The organism is Pantoea sp. CFSAN033090 (assembly GCF_001264395.1).
Lineage (GTDB): Bacteria > Pseudomonadota > Gammaproteobacteria > Enterobacterales > Enterobacteriaceae > Pantoea > Pantoea agglomerans.
The window spans coordinates 1-17885 of record NZ_LGYX01000020.1; the positions used below are offsets into that span (position 1 = coordinate 1).

The following is a 17885-nucleotide window of genomic DNA, read 5'->3' on the forward strand; positions in this document are numbered from 1 at the left end:
GCAAGCCATCTGAAACGCCCTGGCGACAGGGAATGTGCCAGAAAGTATAGACCCGTCAGGCTGGTTAGACCTCATTAGTAAGGCCAGCGTTAAGTGTAAAAGTGTGAGCTGACAGGCAGAGTCAGGAGGCAGTTTTGCGGCGGCGCTTTTTCTCAGGCAGTAACTGCGTCACCTGGCTTTCAACCCAGCCATCATCAAGACGGGTACGGAGCAGGTCGCCGCTCTGGAGCTGTGCGGTTTTCTTCACCACCTGTCCGGCAGTGTCGGTGGTCACGCTAAAACCGCGCGCCAGCGTCGCCAGCGGGCTGACGCCTTCCAGCTGCGCCACCAACTGACCAAAGTGCTGTTTGCTGGTGCTCAGCTGTTTTGTCATGCTCTGCTGCAGGCGGTAGTGCCAGCTTTGCAGCTGTTTTTGCGCATCGAACAGCCGCTGCTGAGGCTGCTGGGCATTGAGTCGATGCGACAGGCGATCCTGCTGACGCGAGGCCTGACGCAGGCGGGTTTCCATCGCTTCTCCCAGTCGCTGCTGCAGGCGGAACAGGGCGGTCTGCTGACGGGCCAGACGCAGCTGCGGATGCTGCTGTTGCAGACGATGTTCAAGGCGGGAGTAAAGCCGCTGCTGACGTGCCAGGTAGTAATCCATCGCCATCTCCAGCCGCTGTTGCTGTGACTGCAACTGACGCAGCAACTCCAGCTGGTTACGGCTGACAATTTCAGCCGCGGCGGAAGGGGTGGGTGCACGTAAATCGGCAACGAAGTCGGCAATGGTGACATCGGTTTCATGACCCACCGCGCTGACGATGGGAATGCGGCTGGCAAAAATGGCGCGCGCCACGCGTTCATCGTTAAAGCCCCACAAATCTTCCAGCGAACCGCCGCCGCGTCCGACAATTAAGACGTCGCACTCGTTGCGCAGGTTGGCGATTTCAATTGCGCGGACGATAGCCGCTGGCGCATCGACGCCCTGAACCACGGTCGGGTAGATGACCACGGGCAGGGAGGGATCACGGCGATGCAGCACGCGTAACACATCGTGCAGCGCCGCGCCGGTGGAAGAGGTGATTACCCCGACCTGACGCGCTGGTTCCGGCAGCGGTTGCTTATGCTGCGGATCAAACAGTCCTTCGGTGGCCAGTTTTGCTTTCAGCAGTTCAAACTGCTGCTGCAGCAAGCCTTCACCCGCCGGATGCATACTTTCGGCAATCAGCTGATAGTCACCGCGTGGCTCATAGAGAGTGATGTTGGCGCGCACCAGCACCTGCTGACCATGCTGCGGACGGAAGGTGACGCGTCGGTTACTGTTGCGGAACATAGCACAGCGAACCTGAGCGCCATCATCTTTCAGCGTGAAGTACCAGTGACCGGATGCCGGTTGCGTGAAGTTGGAGATCTCGGCGCTGATCCAGACCAGGCCCATCTCTTTCTCCAGCAGCTGACGCACTGTCGTATTGAGACGGCTGACGGTAAAAATATTGGCGATGGGTGGCAGCGACATGTGACGAAGATCAAATTCCAAATCAGCAGGTTAATTCATCGATACTACAGGGCTGCCAGTGCGGATCAAGAGTTTTTCGTAAATAATGCTGGAGGCAATCGATTACGGCCTGTATAATGCCGCGGCAATATTTTATCTATTCTCAATCACCCGAGGTGGAGTATTGCCATGTTAAGAATCGCTAAAGAAGCACTCACTTTTGACGACGTTCTGCTCGTCCCTGCACACTCCACCGTCCTGCCGAATACGGCCGATCTCAGCACTCAGCTGACCAAAAATATCCGTTTAAATATTCCTATGCTCTCCGCTGCCATGGACACCGTGACCGAGTCGGGTCTGGCGATTGCGCTGGCACAGGAAGGCGGCCTTGGCTTCATCCATAAAAATATGTCAATCGAACGCCAGGCGGACGAAGTGCGCAAGGTGAAGAAACATGAAAGCGGCGTGGTGACTGAACCACAGACCGTCCTGCCAACCACCCCACTGGCTGACGTCAAAGCGCTGACCGAGCGCAACGGCTTTGCGGGCTATCCGGTGGTTAACCGCGACAACGAACTGGTGGGTATTATCACCGGTCGTGACGTGCGCTTTGTCACTGACCTTTCACAGCCTGTCTCTGCAGTCATGACCCCGAAAGATCGTCTGGTGACGGTGAAAGAGGGCGAAGCGCGCGATGTGGTGCTGCACAGGATGCATGAAAAGCGCGTTGAGAAAGCGCTGGTGGTAGATGACAGCTTCCATCTGCTGGGCATGATCACCGTTAAAGATTTCCAAAAAGCTGAACGTAAACCTAACGCCTGTAAAGATGAGCAGGGCCGTCTGCGTGTCGGTGCGGCAGTTGGCGCAGGTGCAGGTAACGAAGAGCGTATCGATGCGCTGGTTGCAGCGGGCGTTGACGTGCTGCTGATTGACTCTTCACACGGCCATTCTGAAGGCGTTCTGTCACGTATCCGTGAAACCCGTGCCAAATACCCGGACCTTGAAATCGTCGGCGGCAACGTAGCCACCGGTGCCGGCGCACTGGCGCTGGTTGCGGCAGGTGTCAGCGCCGTTAAAGTGGGTATCGGCCCGGGCTCTATCTGTACTACCCGTATCGTGACCGGCGTTGGTGTTCCGCAGATCACTGCCGTCTCTGACGCAGTCACCGCGCTGGAAGGCACCGGTATTCCGGTGATTGCTGATGGCGGTATCCGTTTCTCCGGTGACATCGCGAAAGCGATCGCCGCCGGTGCGTCCTGTGTCATGGTCGGTTCGATGCTGGCGGGGACCGAAGAGTCACCGGGCGAGATCGAACTCTATCAGGGCCGTTCGTTCAAATCCTATCGCGGTATGGGTTCACTGGGCGCGATGTCTAAAGGCTCTTCTGACCGCTACTTCCAGACCGATAACGCCGCTGACAAACTGGTGCCGGAAGGTATCGAAGGTCGCGTGGCCTATAAAGGCCGTCTGAAAGAGATCGTGCATCAGCAGATGGGCGGCCTGCGCTCGTGCATGGGCCTGACCGGTTGCCCGACCATTGATGACCTGCGCACTAAGGCGGAGTTTGTCCGCATCAGCGGCGCCGGCATCAATGAGAGCCACGTGCATGATGTGACCATCACCAAAGAGTCACCGAACTACCGCATGGGTTCATAATCCCGATTTCCCGCCCGGCTTCAGCCGGGCGCTTTTATTGATCAAGTCACCGTTCTGGAAAACCCTCAATGACGACGGAAAATATCCATAAGCATCGCATTCTGATTCTCGATTTCGGCTCACAATATACTCAGCTGGTTGCACGTCGCGTGCGCGAGCTGGGCGTTTACTGTGAACTCTGGGCATGGGATGTCACCGAAGAGCAGATTCGCCAGTTCAATCCAAGCGGCATCATCCTTTCCGGTGGCCCGGAAAGCACCACCGAACTGAACAGCCCGCGTGCGCCTGAATATGTCTTCAGCGCTGGCGTGCCGGTGCTGGGTGTCTGCTACGGTATGCAGACGATGGCGATGCAGCTGGGCGGCACCGTTGCTGGCTCAACCGAGCGTGAGTTTGGTTATGCGCAGGTTGAAGTGACGACGCCAAGCGCCCTGGTTCGCGATATTGAAGATGCGATCAGCGCCGCTGGCAAACCGCTGCTGGATGTCTGGATGAGCCATGGCGACAAAGTCACGGCGATCCCGGCTGACTTCGTGACCGTTGCCAGCACAGAAACCTGTCCGTTCGCCATCATGGCTAACGAAGAGAAGCGTTTCTACGGCGTGCAGTTCCACCCGGAAGTGACCCATACCCGCCAGGGCCTGCGGATGCTTGAGCGCTTCGTTATCGACATCTGTGAATGTGAAGCCCTGTGGACGCCAGCCAAAATTATTGAAGATGCGGTTGAACGCCTGCGTGTGCAGGTCGGCAACGACAAAGTGATCCTTGGCCTGTCAGGTGGTGTTGACTCCTCCGTGACGGCAATGCTGCTGCATCGCGCCATTGGCGACCGTCTGACCTGTGTGTTCGTAGATAACGGCCTGCTGCGCCTGAACGAAGCACAACAGGTTATGGATATGTTTGGCGACCACTTCGGCCTCAACATTATTCACGTTGAAGGCGAAGCGCGCTTCCTCGACGCGCTGGCAGGTGAGAATGAGCCGGAAGCGAAACGTAAAATTATCGGTCGCGTCTTTGTGGAAGTCTTCGACGAAGAAGCGCTGAAGCTGCAGGACGTTAAGTGGCTGGCACAGGGCACCATCTATCCGGATGTTATTGAGTCTGCGGCCTCTGCAACCGGTAAGGCGCACGTCATCAAATCGCATCACAACGTCGGCGGCCTGCCGAAAGAGATGAAGATGGGCCTGGTTGAGCCGCTGCGTGAGCTGTTCAAAGATGAAGTGCGTAAGATTGGTCTGGAGCTGGGCCTGCCTTACGACATGCTCTACCGCCATCCGTTCCCGGGTCCAGGTCTGGGCGTGCGCGTGCTGGGCGAAGTGAAGAAAGAGTATTGCGACCTGCTGCGCCGTGCCGATGCCATCTTCATTGAAGAGCTGCATAAAGCGGATCTCTATAACAAAGTCAGCCAGGCGTTCACCGTCTTCCTGCCGGTACGTTCAGTCGGCGTGATGGGTGATGGCCGTAAATATGACTGGGTTGTCTCGCTGCGTGCGGTGGAAACCATCGACTTTATGACCGCACACTGGGCGCACCTGCCATATGATTTCCTGGGTCGTGTCTCTAACCGCATCATCAATGAAGTCGACGGCATCTCCCGCGTGGTGTATGACATCAGCGGTAAGCCACCAGCGACGATTGAGTGGGAATAACCTGGCCTCAGCCAGTTAATCCCTGATAAGTCTGCAGCCCGCTCCTCAGCGGGCTTTTTTTATTGCTCTGACCGTGCGCAGACTCGCCGTTTTAACTTTTCAGCGCATCCCGCCTCGCCGCTGGCGTTTTATTATTCACTTTGCCGGAAATTACGCTATCCTCCATGCAGTAAAAGCCCGCAACTGACGTCAGTTGTGTCCCGCTTTTATCCGCCGCTTCATCGATCGTCCGTATCCCAAAGCCGCCGCTTACTGAAACCGCCTGCTGAACAGGCGTTTCGCGATTCTTACGTCACCAGGAATGTTGTCATGCTCTCACTTAAAGTGTTCAGCCTGTTTTTTGTTGCCGTACTGCTGCTATCGCTGGGAGCCAGCATCGCGCAGGCGACGCGTCACAGCGATACCACAGAGCAGGGCGGCTGGTGGTCGGCCCGGCGCGATTCAGCCGGAATAGCGCCCGACCCGCGCGCTTTATATAGCCTGGCTATTGTGCAGGTTTATGCCGCGCCGACTTACGGCTGGAAAGGGGCGGTGGCGGTGCATCCGTGGATCATCTTCAAGCGCGCCGGTGAAACGCGTTTCACTCGCTACGAAGTGATTAGCTGGGGCAGCGGCGATAAAGTCCGGCGCAACACCAACCTGCCTGATGGCTACTGGTATGGTGCAAAACCGCGGCTGCTGGTGGAACATCGCGGACCGGAAGCAGAAGCGATGATCCCGCAGATTGAAGCCGCCATTAAATCCTATCCGTGGCCGACAACCTATCGCGCCTGGCCTGGACCAAACAGCAACACCTTCCTGGCGCATATTGGCCGCGAAGTACCCGCTTTAAGGCTTGATCTGCCCGCTAACGCGCTGGGAAAAGATTACCGGCCACTGTGGCGTCCGGTCGGGCTGCCGCCATCCGGGCGCGGCCTGCAGGTGTCGATTCTGGGCGTGGCAGGAGTGACGCTGGGTGCAGAAGAGGGATTTGAAGTCAATCTGCTGGGTCTGAACATGGGAGTCGATTTCACACCGTTCCGGCTGCGTCTGCCGTTTATTGGCGGCCTGGGAAATGACAACCTTCAGCAGGATAAGCCCTGACAGTCTGGCCCCGTCAGGGGCCGTTTCACCTCAGCACACGCCAAAGTCACCCTCTTCGTGATAGAGATTGACGCTCTCTGCTTTCACTTCGATCTCTTTTCTCGCCGCATCATCAACGCGTGCACACCATAAGGTATCGCCTTCTACGCGCAGCACCTGCATTTTCGGGCCGCCGGTTTTCGACTGAACAAAATCCTCTGCTTTAAACATATTGCCTCCGTTGATTATCGTTTCGGCTACCAGATGACTTCTGGCGCTGATCGTTTTTTGTGTGACGTTTTCCAGTTTATACCCTGACTGTTTTACTGCGAGAAAAAGTCTGCGCATGCTGAGCCGCACTAAGATAATTTCATCAGGTTGTCAGTTGACAACTTATCAATTCGGCGTCAGGATAGGGAAAAACATGGCAAGGAAGCGGCATCCCAACAAAGAGATCGAAACGGCGTTACGTTACGCCGAATCCCATGGCTGGCTGGTCGTCACGGGAGGCCATCACGCCTGGGGCAAAATGTACTGTCCGAAAAATCTGTTGATGTGCCGATGCGGGGAGTTTTGTCTGACCTGTATCTGGAGCACACCAAAAAACGCACATCAGCATGCCCGCGCGCTGCGACGCGTGGTCGACAACTGTCACTATCTGAAGTCCTGATGCAGCACAAGGAGAAGCATATGGAATATTGTTTCACATTACGGTTCAGCCTGCCGGAAGGGCATGCGCCGGTGGATGAACTGCTGGAAACGCTGGCAGCGGCAGGCTGTGATGATGCGCTAATCGGACTGGGCATGCCGGGCAGAATTGCACTGGAGTTCACCCGCGAGTCCGACTCTGCAACGGATGTATTGAAGCAGGCAGAAGAGGATGTGCTGCGTGCGATACCGGGTGCCACGCTGGTGGAAGCCGCACCCGATTTTGTGGGATTGACGGATGTTGCGGAGATCATCGGCATGACGCGTCAGAATATGCGTAAGCTGATGCTCAGCCACCGCCCGCCGTTTCCGCTGCCGGTGCATGACGGTAAAACCGCCATCTGGCACTTAGCGGATGTGCTGGAGTGGCTGAGTCAGCGAGGTAACTATACGCTGCCTGCGGCGACCCGAGAGCTGGCACAGGTAACGCGGCAGCGCAATCTTAACGGGTCGCTGCAACGTTACGGTCTGCAAGCCTGACGATCAGTGCGGCAGCAGGAAGATCGTCGCCAGCCCCAGGAAAATAAAGAAGCCGCCGGTGTCAGTAAGGGCGGTGATTAATACGCTGGAGCCGACGGCGGGATCGCGATTCATTTTAGTCATGACCAGCGGCACCAGCACGCCCATCAGCGCGGCCAGCAGCAGATTAAGCGCCATAGCCAGCATCATAACGCCGCCCAGCGCCATATTGTCATACATCATCCAGGTGATGCCGCCCATGATGCCGCCCCAGAACAGGCCGTTGATCAGCGCCACGCCAAGCTCGCGGACGATCAAAAACGAAAAGTTGCCCGGTTCAACCTGGTGTAAGGCCAGCGCCCGCACAATCATGGTGATGGTCTGATTACCGGTATTGCCGCCGATACCCGCGACGATCGGCATCAGCGTGGCCAGCGCCACGATTTGCGAAATCGTCCCTTCAAACAGCCCGATAACCCGGGAGGCGACAAAGGCGGTACAAAGGTTAATGGCCAGCCAGGCCCAGCGTTTACGTACCGATTTACGCACCGGCGCGAACACATCCTCTTCCTGGCTGATACCCCCCATTTTACGAATGTTGCTTTCGTTTTCGGCATTCACCAGGTCGATGATGTCTTCAATAGTCACGCGGCCAATCAGCTTGCCCCTGGCGTCGGTGACGGCGGCTGAAATGAGGTTATAACGTTCAAAGGCGCTGGCAGCGTCTTCGGCCTTATCATTGAGCTGGAAGGTGGTAGGGCGGGCGTTCATCACGTCGCTCACCAGGGTTTTGGGTTTGTTAAGCAGGATGTCCGTCAGCAGCAGTTCGCCCAGCAGCTGATTATCTTTATTGGTGATAAAGAGTTTATCGGTACCGCCCGGCATGCTTTTGCGCTTGCGCAGAAAGCGTTGCACCGTTGCAAGCGTGACATCTTCACGCACCGTCAGGATATTGAAATCCATCACCCGGCCTACGCGGTCACGGTCAAGCTGCACCATATCGAGCATGCGGGCGCGCAGGGCGGGCTCCACCGTTGCCAGCAGGCGTCCGGTCAGGTCACGTGGCAGATAACGCGCCAGCCAGACCTGATCGTCGATATCCAGCGGCTGGATAGCGCGCAGGATATCGCGGTCGCTCATCTCTTCGGTGAGGCTGGCCCAGACCGTTTCAGACGCTTCAACCAGCACATGGCCGCGCCGCTCGTTCGGCACCAGCCGCCACAGCGCCTGACGTTCTTCTTCGGGCAGGGCTTCGAGAATATCCGCGAGGTCAGCGGCATGCAGTTGCAGAATGTCCTGCTCCAGCGCGTCACGCTGGGCCGCATTTTCACGTTGCTGTTCAGGATTGAGATCGCCCGATTTCTCCAGCAGGGCATCAACCAGATCGTGCTCGCTGAGCAGCAGCGTCAGAATGCGATGACGTATTTCACTTAAACGTTGAGAGTGAGAGGCAGACACATTGGATCCCTTAAGTCTGAAAGCACCAGCACGAAGTGTAGCGTTTCGCCTGAAAAAGGGATGCAAAAAAGAGTCCAGTTATCTGGATAACGTTTAAGTTTCAGGTGCGTTTCAGGCGAAATGTCGTTATTGGTTATTCGCTATCGCGTATCGCCTGATGTTATGGCAACCGGTTCAGGAATAGCTTTCTGTTGCTGATGATGCTCGAAGGCAGCAGGCAGGATAAAAATCAGGCGACTAAAAAGAATGATAAAACTAATCAGCAACACAATGCGGGTCATGGTGCCGGTTTTTTGACGTCTTCGGGGAGAAATAGCGCTGTTCACGCGGGGTGGTTCCTGTAATGACCCCATCTGGGGCGACTGCAATATTTAGTCACAGTCGCCTGATGAAATCAATCGCTGTTGAAAAAAACAGCAGATAAAGATCAGTAACTCGCTTTTTGCGCCAGCAGCGTCGCGAACCGACAGGCGATGCGGTTGCCATTTTCATCTGTGCGATGCAGCTGACCGGGGTGCTCGTTGTACTTCACGATGTGCCAGTTGCGGTAGTAGTGGCTGAGCTCACCTGATTTAAACGCAAAGGAGAAATCAGCCGGGCAGGGCATATCGTCCGTGTTCATCGCCGCCACGATCAGGTTAAAACCGTCTCTGACCGTACAGGCCTGCATGTCGGCAATCAGCTGCGGAATAGTCTGCGGCTGCAGGAACATCATCACCACGGTCGACAGCACAAAGTTAAAGCCGCCATTAAAGCGCGTGTTGTTCAGGTCGCGCTGCTCGGTATGTATGCCGCTGAGATTTTCCTGCGCAATAATCTCCTGCAGGCGCGCCAGGCTTTGCGGATTATGATCCCACGCCGTGACGTCAAAACCGTGCTGATTCAGAAACAGCGTATTGCGTCCCACGCCACAGCCAAGGTCAAGCGCCTTGCCGACGTTGAGCTGGGGCAGCGCCGCAACCACTTCGGAGTGGGGCGGCGTTAAACCATAGGTTTCGGCAAAATAGTTTTCGCCTGAAAGTGGTGCGGTTGGTTGTGTCATATTCATCATTTCAGTTAAACGGGCGCCAGGCGCCCGTGTTGTCAGACTTCTTCTTCGAGGATCAGTTTCCATCCCGTGACGTCATTCCAGTAAACCTGCTCCCGTTCAAGATCGAGCTGAACCAGGTTGTTCTGCGTGAAATAGCCCGCCGGGAAGGTCAGCGTCCAGTGGCCGTCATCGCATTTCAGGGTTAACGCCTCCGGACGCGTGGTGGCCTGTCGCTGATTATTCAACAGGGTACCCAGGCGAAGCAGGAAGATCAGCGGCACAAACTGCTTTTTCTTGAACAGCGTCACGCGCGGCAGCTCATCAAGCTTTATCGCTTTACGATGGAATCTGACCAGCGCCGCCAGCAGCATCTGCTGATCCTGATTGAAGCCCGGCAGGTTGGTGTTTTGCAGAATATAGGCTGAATGGCGTTGCAGGCCGCTGTGATTGATGGTCAGGCCCACTTCGTGCAGCATCGCCGCCCATTTCAACAGCGCGGCCAGTTGTGGATTCGCCAGTTTCTGATTCTGCTCGCGCCACTGCAGATAAAGCTGCTCGGTGGTGTCGAGCACGCGTCGTGCCTGATCGCTGTCGATAGCGTAATGGTTCGCCAGACTCTGTGCCGTACGGCTGCGAATATCCTGATGGCGGAAACGGCCCTCCATCTCATAGAGCACGCCTTCACGGAGCGCACCGTCGGAGAGGCGCAATTCGCGAATGGCCAGCGCATCAAATACGCCGCACAGAATCGCCAGCCCGGGTACAAACACACCTTTACGCTCTTCCGACAGACCCGGCAGGCTGAGTGCAGCAAAGGATTTGTGTTTCATCACCTCGTCATAAAGCTTTTCGAGGCGCTCAGGCGTAATCAGCTTCTCTTTTTCATCCATCGCCAGCAGCACTTCGCAGGCGGCTTTGATGGTGCCGGACGCGCCCAGCGCATATTGCCAGCCATGCAGACGATATTGCCACGCCAGCGTTTCCAGCTTCTGCGCGGCCGCTAAACGGGCGCGACGGAAGTTTTCACGGCTGATTTCACCTTTCGGGAAATAGAGCTGGGCGAAACTGACGCAACCCATGCGTCGGCTCTCAACCAGTTGCGGTTCAAAATCCTCGCCAATGACCAGCTCGGTTGATCCGCCGCCGATATCGATCACCAGCTTGCGGCCTTTCTCCGGCTGGGTATGTTCAACGCCCATAAAGATCAGGCGAGCCTCTTCATGGCCCGAAATCACCTCGATCGGATAGGGGATCACCTCGGCCGCACGTTGCAGGAAGGTTTCGGCGTTGACCGCCTCGCGCAGCGTGTGGGTACCGACAATCGTCACGTTGCTCGGACTGAACCCCTGCAGGCGCTCGGCGAACAGGGCCAGGCAGGCTAACCCTCGCTCCATCGCTTCCTCGCTGAGGTTGTGCCGGGCATCCAGCCCGTCAGCCAGATGGACGCGCTGCTTAAGGCGGCCCAGTACCTGCATCGCACCATCGACAACCCGCGCAATCACCATATGGAAACTGTTCGAGCCCAGGTCAATCGCCGCAAACTCCTGGGGTTTTGGCGTACTTTTATGAGAAATTGGCATAGGATTTATTCAGGTTGTTCCAGTTTCTTGATGTAATCATAAATGGCCAGCTGCGATCGCACTTTACGACGATTGCCGCGCTGGACGTAATGGTTACTCAACTCTTTATCGACGATGCGGGCTTTCACCGTATCACTCAACTGAATAGCAATAATGTCGAGTATGCGCTGCCGGATGTGGGGATCGAGAATCGCCACTGCCACTTCGATACGGTAATCAATGTTACGTGTCATCCAGTCAGCGGAGGAGAGGAACACCTTCTTATCGCCGCCATTCTCAAAAATATAGACGCGATCGTGTTCCAGATAACGGTCAACAATACTGATGACACGAATATTTTCACTGATCCCGGGCAAGTCAGGGATTAATGAGCACATTCCGCGCACCAGAAGATTGACCTTCACCCCTACGCTGGAGGCTGTATAAAGCCGATCAACCAGACCTTTGTCCACCAGATTGTTGATTTTCAGAGTAATGCCGCAGGGCTTATTCTGCTGCGCATTAGCAATTTCGGTGTCGATTAGCTCATACAGCATCCGGCGCGAGTTCTGCGGCGAGACCATCAGATGATCGAACGTCACGGGCCGATAGGGATTCTCAATAAAGTTGAACACCCGACGCACTTCATTGGTGATGCGCGCATCCGCGGTCAGCAACGAGTAATCCGTATAGAGACGCGCGGTTTTCTCGTTAAAGTTGCCGGTACCGATATGCGCGTAGCGCACAATCTCTTCGCCTTCGCGGCGTGAAATCAGGAACAGCTTGGCGTGGATCTTCAGGCCTGGTGCGGAGAAAATGACATGCACGCCCGCTTCAGTCAGGCGTTTCGCCCAGTAAATATTGGCTTCTTCATCAAAGCGCGCCTGCAGCTCCACCACCACCGTGACTTTTTTACCGTTATAGGCGGCATGGATCATCGCATCCATGATGCGGGAATGTTTCGCGACGCGATAGATGTTGATTTTTATCGCCAGCACGCTGGGGTCGAACGACGCCTGACGCAGCAGCTCCAGCACATGCTCAAAGGTGTGGTACGGGTAGTAGAGCAGCACGTCGCGATTGCGAATCGCATCAAAGCCGTTGCGGAAGCCATCAAAGCCGATGTGGCGAATCTGCGGCAGCGGGCGGTTCACCAGGTTATTTTTGCCGACGTTAGGGAAGCCGATAAAGTCTTTGAAGTTGTGGTAGCGGCCGCCTGGCAGGATGGAGTCCAGGTTTGAGATGGAAAGCTTGTGGCACAGCAGCGACACCATCGTGTCGGGCATATCGCGCTGGTAGACGAAACGCACCGGTTCCGCCGTCAATCGCTGCTTCAGACTGGAGGACATCAGCTCCAGCAGGCTCGACTCCATCTCCGTGACCAGGTCGTACTCGGCGTCACGCGTCATTTTCATTGAATAGGCGTTGAGCGCGTCGTAGTCGTAGAAACCTTTAAAAATGTCATCCAGGCAGTAGCGCAGAATGTTATCCAGCAGGATCATTGGCTTACGGCGGCGCGGTGGCTCAGCCGGTAAATTGATGAAACGCGGGACTTTGTCGGACGGAATTTCCAGCAGCGCATACTGAATATTGTCACCGCGAATGATCTCTACCGCCAGATAGGTGTAGTCATCTTTAAGGAATTCGGTCAGATCCGTTTCATGGGTGATCAGAATCGGCGAGATATGCTGACGCAGCTCGTGCTTGAAGTAGTGGCGCAGCCACGCCTGCTGATTGGATGAGAGCTGACGTTCGTTGATCAGGAAGATCTGGTTACGTGCCATCTCCAGCAGCAGATCGTTATATAACGCATCAAACTCCTGATCGGACTTCATTACCCGCTGCTGAATTTTCTTAAACAGATGGCGTGGCGTACTGGCGGAACCCTGCTCTTCACCAATCAGAATGCGGCGTTTGAGGTCGGCGAAACGCACTTTATAGAATTCGTCGAGATTGTTGGAGTAGATACCCAGAAAGCGCATCCGCTCAATCAGTGGATTGCTTTTGTCTGCTGCTTCCTGCAAAACCCGTTCATTAAAGGATAACCAGCTTAATTCTTTTTCAATATAAAGCTTTACCTGACCCATTCTCACTCCATTTAGCGGTTGCAGGACTGAAGATCCAGTATCCACCAACATTATGGCGAGAGTATGGCAGCGTTGTCCAACGCCAGGAGTTGTCTTATCAATCGGCTACGGGCAACATAGCGGCTTATTTTGGCCTGCTAGCGGAACCGCATGAGCGCAAACCACATTCCTGTCCAATTCAGCGATCGTAAGCGTCGTGCCGTTGACCGTCTGACACGGCGACTGGTCACCTGCTGTGGCGTGGCGATCCTGCTATTGATGCTGCTGCTCTTCTGCTGGCTGATTGGCGTGGTATTACCGCTGTTTAATGCGCCGGGCCTGCAGATTGCGGCCAGCCAGCAACTCTGGGATCGTGCGCCAGCCTTAGCGATTGGCAATCAGGGGAAGGTCGGCTGGCGCATCAGCGAGCGCGGTGCGGCGCGTTTTATTCCGCTGGATGGTCAGCCTGCGGAACCGGCACTGGCGCTGACCCCGCCGCCCGGGGAGATAGTGCGGAGTGCCGATGAGCAGACGCTACTGCTGAATATGCAGGGTGCGCTGACACTGATGCAGCCAACCGCCGACCAGCAGTGGCGTTTTCCGCTGGGCGATAAACCTTTTCATCTGCCTGATGGCGCAGTGACGAAGATGGCGCTGGCGACGCGCCATGCGGGTCAGTGGCGTATAGCCGCACTTACTGAGGCCGGACTCCGGGTGCTGACGCTCGGCACCGATCGCCAGGCCTCGGTTATCCCGCTGCCGCAACGCCAGCTGGATCTGCTGGCGCTCTCGCCGGCCGGCGATCTGCTCTACACCACCGAAGGCAATCTGCTACGAGTCTGGCAACTTGACGATGACCGTGCACTATTGCGCGAAACGCACACCCTGCCGCAGCGGCCAAAAAGTCTGCATCTGCTGGTGGGCGGCAGAAGCCTGCTGATCCAGGATGGCAGCGGCGTCACACAGTGGTTTGCTATCGCCAGCGAACAGGGGCCGCGCCTGCAGCGTATCCGTACTTTTGCCAGCAGCGACGGCGAGACCATTCTGGTGACGGAATCACAACGCCGCGTGTTTGCGACGCTCAGCAAACAGGGGATGCTGCGGCTGTTTGCCAGCAAGCAGAATGGCCCGATACTGCAGCGTCAGCTGGAACCTGGCATTGTGCAGGCGCAGTTTTCGCCACGTGGCGACAGCCTGCTGATTGAACGGGCGGGAAGCTGGCAGACCCTGCGGCTTGATAATCCGTGGCCGGACGTCACCTGGCGCAATTTCTGGCAAAAAATCTGGTATGAAAATTACCCCGGACCGGACTGGATCTGGCAATCGACCGCGGCGGGTGACAGTTATCAGGCCAAGTTCAGCCTGATGCCGATGGTGATGGGTACGCTGAAAGCGGCGAGTTTAGCGCTGCTGTTTGCCACACCGCTGGCGCTGGCGGCGGCGATGTACACCGCCTGGTTTATGGCGCCAGGCCTGCGACGCTGGGTCAAACCGGCCATTGAGATGATGGGTGCGCTGCCAAGCGTAGTGGTGGGGCTGATTGCCGGGATCTGGCTCGCGCCGCATATTGGTCAGGCGCTGGTGGGTGTGCTGCTGCTGCCGCTGACGCTGGCGGGCACGCTGCTGCTGTGCGGCGTGTTCAGCGCGCGTTTACCGCCGCGCTGGCGTCAGCCGGGTCATGAAGTGCTGATTCTGCTGCCGCTGTTGCTGCTGGTCACGCTGCTGTCGCTGTGGCTGCCCACGCTGTTGATACCGGATGCGGGCGACTGGCTGCCGCATTACGAACAGCGCAATCTGCTGGTGGCCGCGCTGGCGATGGGCTTTGCGCTGGTACCGCTGATCTTTACCCTCTCTGAGGATGCGCTGTTCAGCGTGCCTGCTGCACTGGGGCAGGGCTCGCTGGCACTGGGCGCGACGCCGTGGCAAACCCTGACCCGCGTCGTGCTGCCGGGTGCTTCCGCCGGTATTTTTGCCGCCCTGATGATTGGTCTGGGGCGTGCCGTAGGAGAAACCATGATTTTGCTGATGGCGACCGGCAACACGCCGCAAAGTGAAGGTGGCCTGTTCAGCGGCCTGCGCGCGCTGTCCGCCAATATCGCCATTGAGATGCCGGAAGCGGCGGCGGGGAGTGCCCATTATCGCGTGCTGTTTCTTAGCGCCCTGATGCTGCTGCTGTTTACGCTGGTGATCAACACGGTTGCCGAGCTGATCCGTCAGCGGCTGCGCCAGCGCTACAGCAAGCAAGAGGAGCAGGCATGAAAGCGATGCGACAGAACGATCGCTGGCGCTGGCTAACCGCCGGTGCCGTAGCCGTCTGCCTGCTGGCCTTTACGCTGCTGATTGGGTTACTGGCCTGGCAGGGCGTGCGCGCTTTCTGGCCGCAGCGCGTCGATCTCTACACGTTTAGCCAGCCTGAAGGGGGCGAGACGCGGCTGCTGGGTGAAACCCTGGAACATCAGCGGCGCTTTCCGGCCCCGGCAGATGAGCAGGGCAACAGCGGCGGACAGGTTAATCGCTATCTGATTAAAACCGGTAACCGTGACTGGGACGCACCCGATTTCCGGGTGGTTTACAGTCGCACGGCGGCGCAGGTCAGCCAGCCAGCGGACATCATGGTGCTGCAGCGCCGCAGCCACGGTCAGGCATACGGCTGGTTTGTCGGCCTGCGTGAGGATAATGAAGAGCTGACTGCGCAGGATCCCGATGCACTGCTGCATCAGCGGCTCGGACAGGTGCAGATGCTGGTGCGGCAGGCTAATCAGATTCGCCGGGTCGATATGGCGCGCCTCAACAGCCAGCGTGAGCAGCTTGATGAGCAGGCGGCCACAAACCGTGCTGCCGGGCGCTTTGATCTGCAGGCCGAGTCAGAATATCAGGCCAATCAGGCCGCTTTGCAGCGCCGGTTTAATCAGCTGAGCGAGACACTGGCTTCGCTGCAACAGCAGAGTCAGCGCGATCTGTTAATCCTGCGGGATGTGCATGGCACCGAACATGCGATCCCGCTGACCGAAATCGTTGACAGCTGGAAGCCGAACGCGATGACGCTGACCGGCAAAACGCTGCATTTTCTGCATCAGCTGTGGCGTTTCGTCAGTGATTCACCCGCTGAAGGCGAGAGTGAATCCGGGGCGTTCCCGGCGATCTTTGGCACCGTGCTGATGGTGCTGCTGATGTCGGTGGTCGTGATGCCGCTGGGTGTCATCGCCGCCATCTGGCTGCATGAATATGCCGGACGCAATGCGCTGACCAGACTGGTGCGCATCGCGGTGGTCAATCTGGCAGGCGTTCCTTCAATCGTCTATGGCGTATTTGGTCTGGGCTTCTTTGTCTGGCTGGTGGGCGGCACGATAGACCAGCTCTTCTTCGCCAGCGCGCTGCCCAATCCCACCTTCGGGACACCTGGTTTGCTGTGGGCGTCGCTGACTCTGGCGTTACTAACGCTGCCGGTGGTGATTGTGGCGACCGAAGAGGGACTATCCCGCATTCCCAACAGCCTGCGGCAGGGTTCGCTGGCGCTGGGCGCGACTCAGGCGGAAACCCTGTGGAACGTGGTGCTGCCGATGGCGGTGCCTGCCATGCTGACCGGCCTGATTCTGGCGGTGGCGCGTGCCGCTGGTGAAACCGCGCCGCTGATGCTGGTTGGCGTGGTAAAAATGGTGCCGGAACTGCCCGTCGACGCGGTGTTTCCTTATCTGCATCTGGATCGCAAATTTATGCATCTGGGCTTCCAGATTTACGATCTGGCGTTTCAGAGTCCGAATATTGAAGCTGACCGGCCGCTGGTGTTCGCCACCGCGCTGCTGCTGGTGCTGATTATTCTGTCGCTTAATCTGCTGGCGATGGGCCTGCGTCACCGTCTGCGTGAACGCTATCGCCTTATGACTCAATAACAGGCTATGACTATGACGTCCGACACGGATATCGCGCTGACCGTTAACCAGCTATCGCTGTGGTATGGCGAGCGCCAGGCGCTGCAGGCTATTTCGCTGCAGGTGCCGAAAAACAAGATTACCGCGCTGATTGGTCCCTCCGGCTGTGGCAAATCGACGCTGCTGCGCTGCTTTAATCGCATGAATGATGTGATTGATCATTGCCGGGTCGAGGGTGAGGTGTTGCTGGGATCGCAGCCGATCCTGCGACCTGAGCAGGATCTCTCGGCGCTGCGTCGTCGGGTCGGCATGGTGTTTCAGCGCCCCAATCCTTTTCCAAAATCGATCTATGAAAATGTGGTCTACGGGCTGCGTTTACAGGGTGTACGCGATCGGCGGGTGCTGAACGAAGCCTGTGAACGTGCGCTGCGCGCGGCGGCGCTGTGGAGTGAGGTCAAAGATCAGCTGTCACAGAATGCGCTGACGCTCTCTACCGGACAGCAGCAGCGGCTGGTGATTGCCCGCGCCATTGCGATTGAACCGGAAGTTCTGCTGCTGGATGAGCCGACCTCCGCGCTCGATCCCATCTCAACGCTGGTGATTGAAGAGCTGATGACTACGCTCAAGCAGCATTTCACACTGGTGCTGGTGACGCACAACATGCAGCAGGCTTCTCGCGTGTCAGATTACACCGCGTTTATGCATCAGGGCGCGTTAGTGGAGTTTGATGAGACTGACCGTATCTTTACCGCGCCAAAACAGCGACGGACCGAAGATTATATTACGGGGCGCTACGGTTAAGTCAGTAACGGGAGCAGAGCAGGTTGTTATGTCAGACGGCTCAAAGGCTCCCTGAGCCTTTACCCCGACCGCCAGCACTTCAGGGGAAGCCCCG

At 57.0% G+C, this 17885-nt stretch carries 15 protein-coding genes; 8 read left to right on the top strand and 7 right to left on the bottom strand.

Annotated elements, in window-relative coordinates; all coding sequences use genetic code 11:
• Positions 1-121 precede the first annotated feature (121 nt).
• Positions 122-1495 carry an exodeoxyribonuclease VII large subunit gene (gene xseA / locus AFL22_RS16715; protein WP_052271788.1) on the bottom strand — a complete coding sequence of 458 codons (1374 nt, stop codon included), beginning with the start codon at positions 1493-1495 and terminating at the stop codon, positions 122-124.
• Between the two features lie 168 nt (positions 1496-1663).
• Here xseA and guaB point away from each other — a divergent pair, with 168 nt between their 5' ends.
• From guaB to AFL22_RS16730, 3 genes are all read left to right on the top strand, one after another.
• Positions 1664-3130, top strand: coding sequence for an IMP dehydrogenase (gene guaB, locus AFL22_RS16720; RefSeq protein WP_010671324.1), 1467 nt, complete (start codon positions 1664-1666; stop codon positions 3128-3130).
• A gap of 68 nt (positions 3131-3198) precedes the next feature.
• Positions 3199-4779, top strand: coding sequence for a glutamine-hydrolyzing GMP synthase (guaA, locus tag AFL22_RS16725; protein ID WP_010671325.1), 1581 nt, complete (start codon positions 3199-3201; stop codon positions 4777-4779).
• 309 nt (positions 4780-5088) lie between these two features.
• Entirely contained in the window at positions 5089-5862 is a 774-nt protein-coding gene (locus tag AFL22_RS16730) for a DUF3750 domain-containing protein (protein WP_033778668.1), read from the top strand.
• 30 nt (positions 5863-5892) lie between these two features.
• On the opposite strand, the gene AFL22_RS16735 is transcribed toward AFL22_RS16730, so the two are convergent.
• Positions 5893-6072, bottom strand: coding sequence for a hypothetical protein (locus AFL22_RS16735; RefSeq protein ID WP_029519437.1), 180 nt, complete (start codon positions 6070-6072; stop codon positions 5893-5895).
• Between the two features lie 193 nt (positions 6073-6265).
• On the opposite strand from AFL22_RS16735, the gene AFL22_RS16740 reads away from it, so the two are divergent.
• Positions 6266-6511, top strand: coding sequence for a hypothetical protein (locus AFL22_RS16740; RefSeq protein WP_010671328.1), 246 nt, complete (start codon positions 6266-6268; stop codon positions 6509-6511).
• A 20-nt stretch (positions 6512-6531) separates the two neighbouring features.
• On the top strand, positions 6532-7029 hold the full coding sequence (locus AFL22_RS16745) for a hypothetical protein (RefSeq protein ID WP_022624132.1): 498 nt from the start codon (positions 6532-6534) through the stop codon (positions 7027-7029).
• A 3-nt stretch (positions 7030-7032) separates the two neighbouring features.
• Here AFL22_RS16745 and mgtE read toward each other — a convergent pair whose 3' ends face one another.
• The 5 genes from mgtE to ppk1 form a co-directional block, all read right to left on the bottom strand.
• Positions 7033-8466, bottom strand: a complete 1434-nt coding sequence (mgtE, locus tag AFL22_RS16750) for a magnesium transporter (protein WP_033758614.1) — start codon at positions 8464-8466, stop codon at positions 7033-7035.
• Between the two features lie 140 nt (positions 8467-8606).
• Positions 8607-8792, bottom strand: a complete 186-nt coding sequence (locus AFL22_RS23525; RefSeq protein ID WP_010671331.1) for a YfgG family protein — start codon at positions 8790-8792, stop codon at positions 8607-8609.
• Positions 8793-8893: 101 nt separating this feature from the next.
• Positions 8894-9508 carry a tellurite resistance methyltransferase TehB gene (tehB, locus tag AFL22_RS16755; RefSeq protein ID WP_052271789.1) on the bottom strand — a complete coding sequence of 205 codons (615 nt, stop codon included), beginning with the start codon at positions 9506-9508 and terminating at the stop codon, positions 8894-8896.
• A 41-nt stretch (positions 9509-9549) separates the two neighbouring features.
• Entirely contained in the window at positions 9550-11076 is a 1527-nt protein-coding gene (ppx, locus tag AFL22_RS16760; protein ID WP_010260078.1) for an exopolyphosphatase, read from the bottom strand.
• 5 nt (positions 11077-11081) lie between these two features.
• A complete protein-coding gene (gene ppk1, locus AFL22_RS16765) occupies positions 11082-13142 on the bottom strand; it encodes a polyphosphate kinase 1 (RefSeq protein ID WP_010260075.1) in 2061 nt (686 codons plus the stop codon).
• Between the two features lie 150 nt (positions 13143-13292).
• On the opposite strand from ppk1, the gene AFL22_RS16770 reads away from it, so the two are divergent.
• From AFL22_RS16770 to pstB, 3 genes are read left to right on the top strand one after another with little or no spacing between them, the layout of a single operon-like run.
• Positions 13293-15380: an ABC transporter permease subunit gene (locus AFL22_RS16770; protein ID WP_052271790.1), complete on the top strand. Its 2088-nt coding sequence runs from the start codon at positions 13293-13295 to the stop codon at positions 15378-15380.
• Positions 15377-17011, top strand: coding sequence for a phosphate ABC transporter permease PstA (gene pstA / locus AFL22_RS16775; protein ID WP_010671335.1), 1635 nt, complete (start codon positions 15377-15379; stop codon positions 17009-17011). Before AFL22_RS16770 ends, pstA begins: the two co-directional genes overlap by 4 nt.
• A gap of 6 nt (positions 17012-17017) precedes the next feature.
• Positions 17018-17791, top strand: a complete 774-nt coding sequence (gene pstB / locus AFL22_RS16780) for a phosphate ABC transporter ATP-binding protein PstB (protein ID WP_022624137.1) — start codon at positions 17018-17020, stop codon at positions 17789-17791.
• Positions 17792-17885 lie beyond the last annotated feature (94 nt).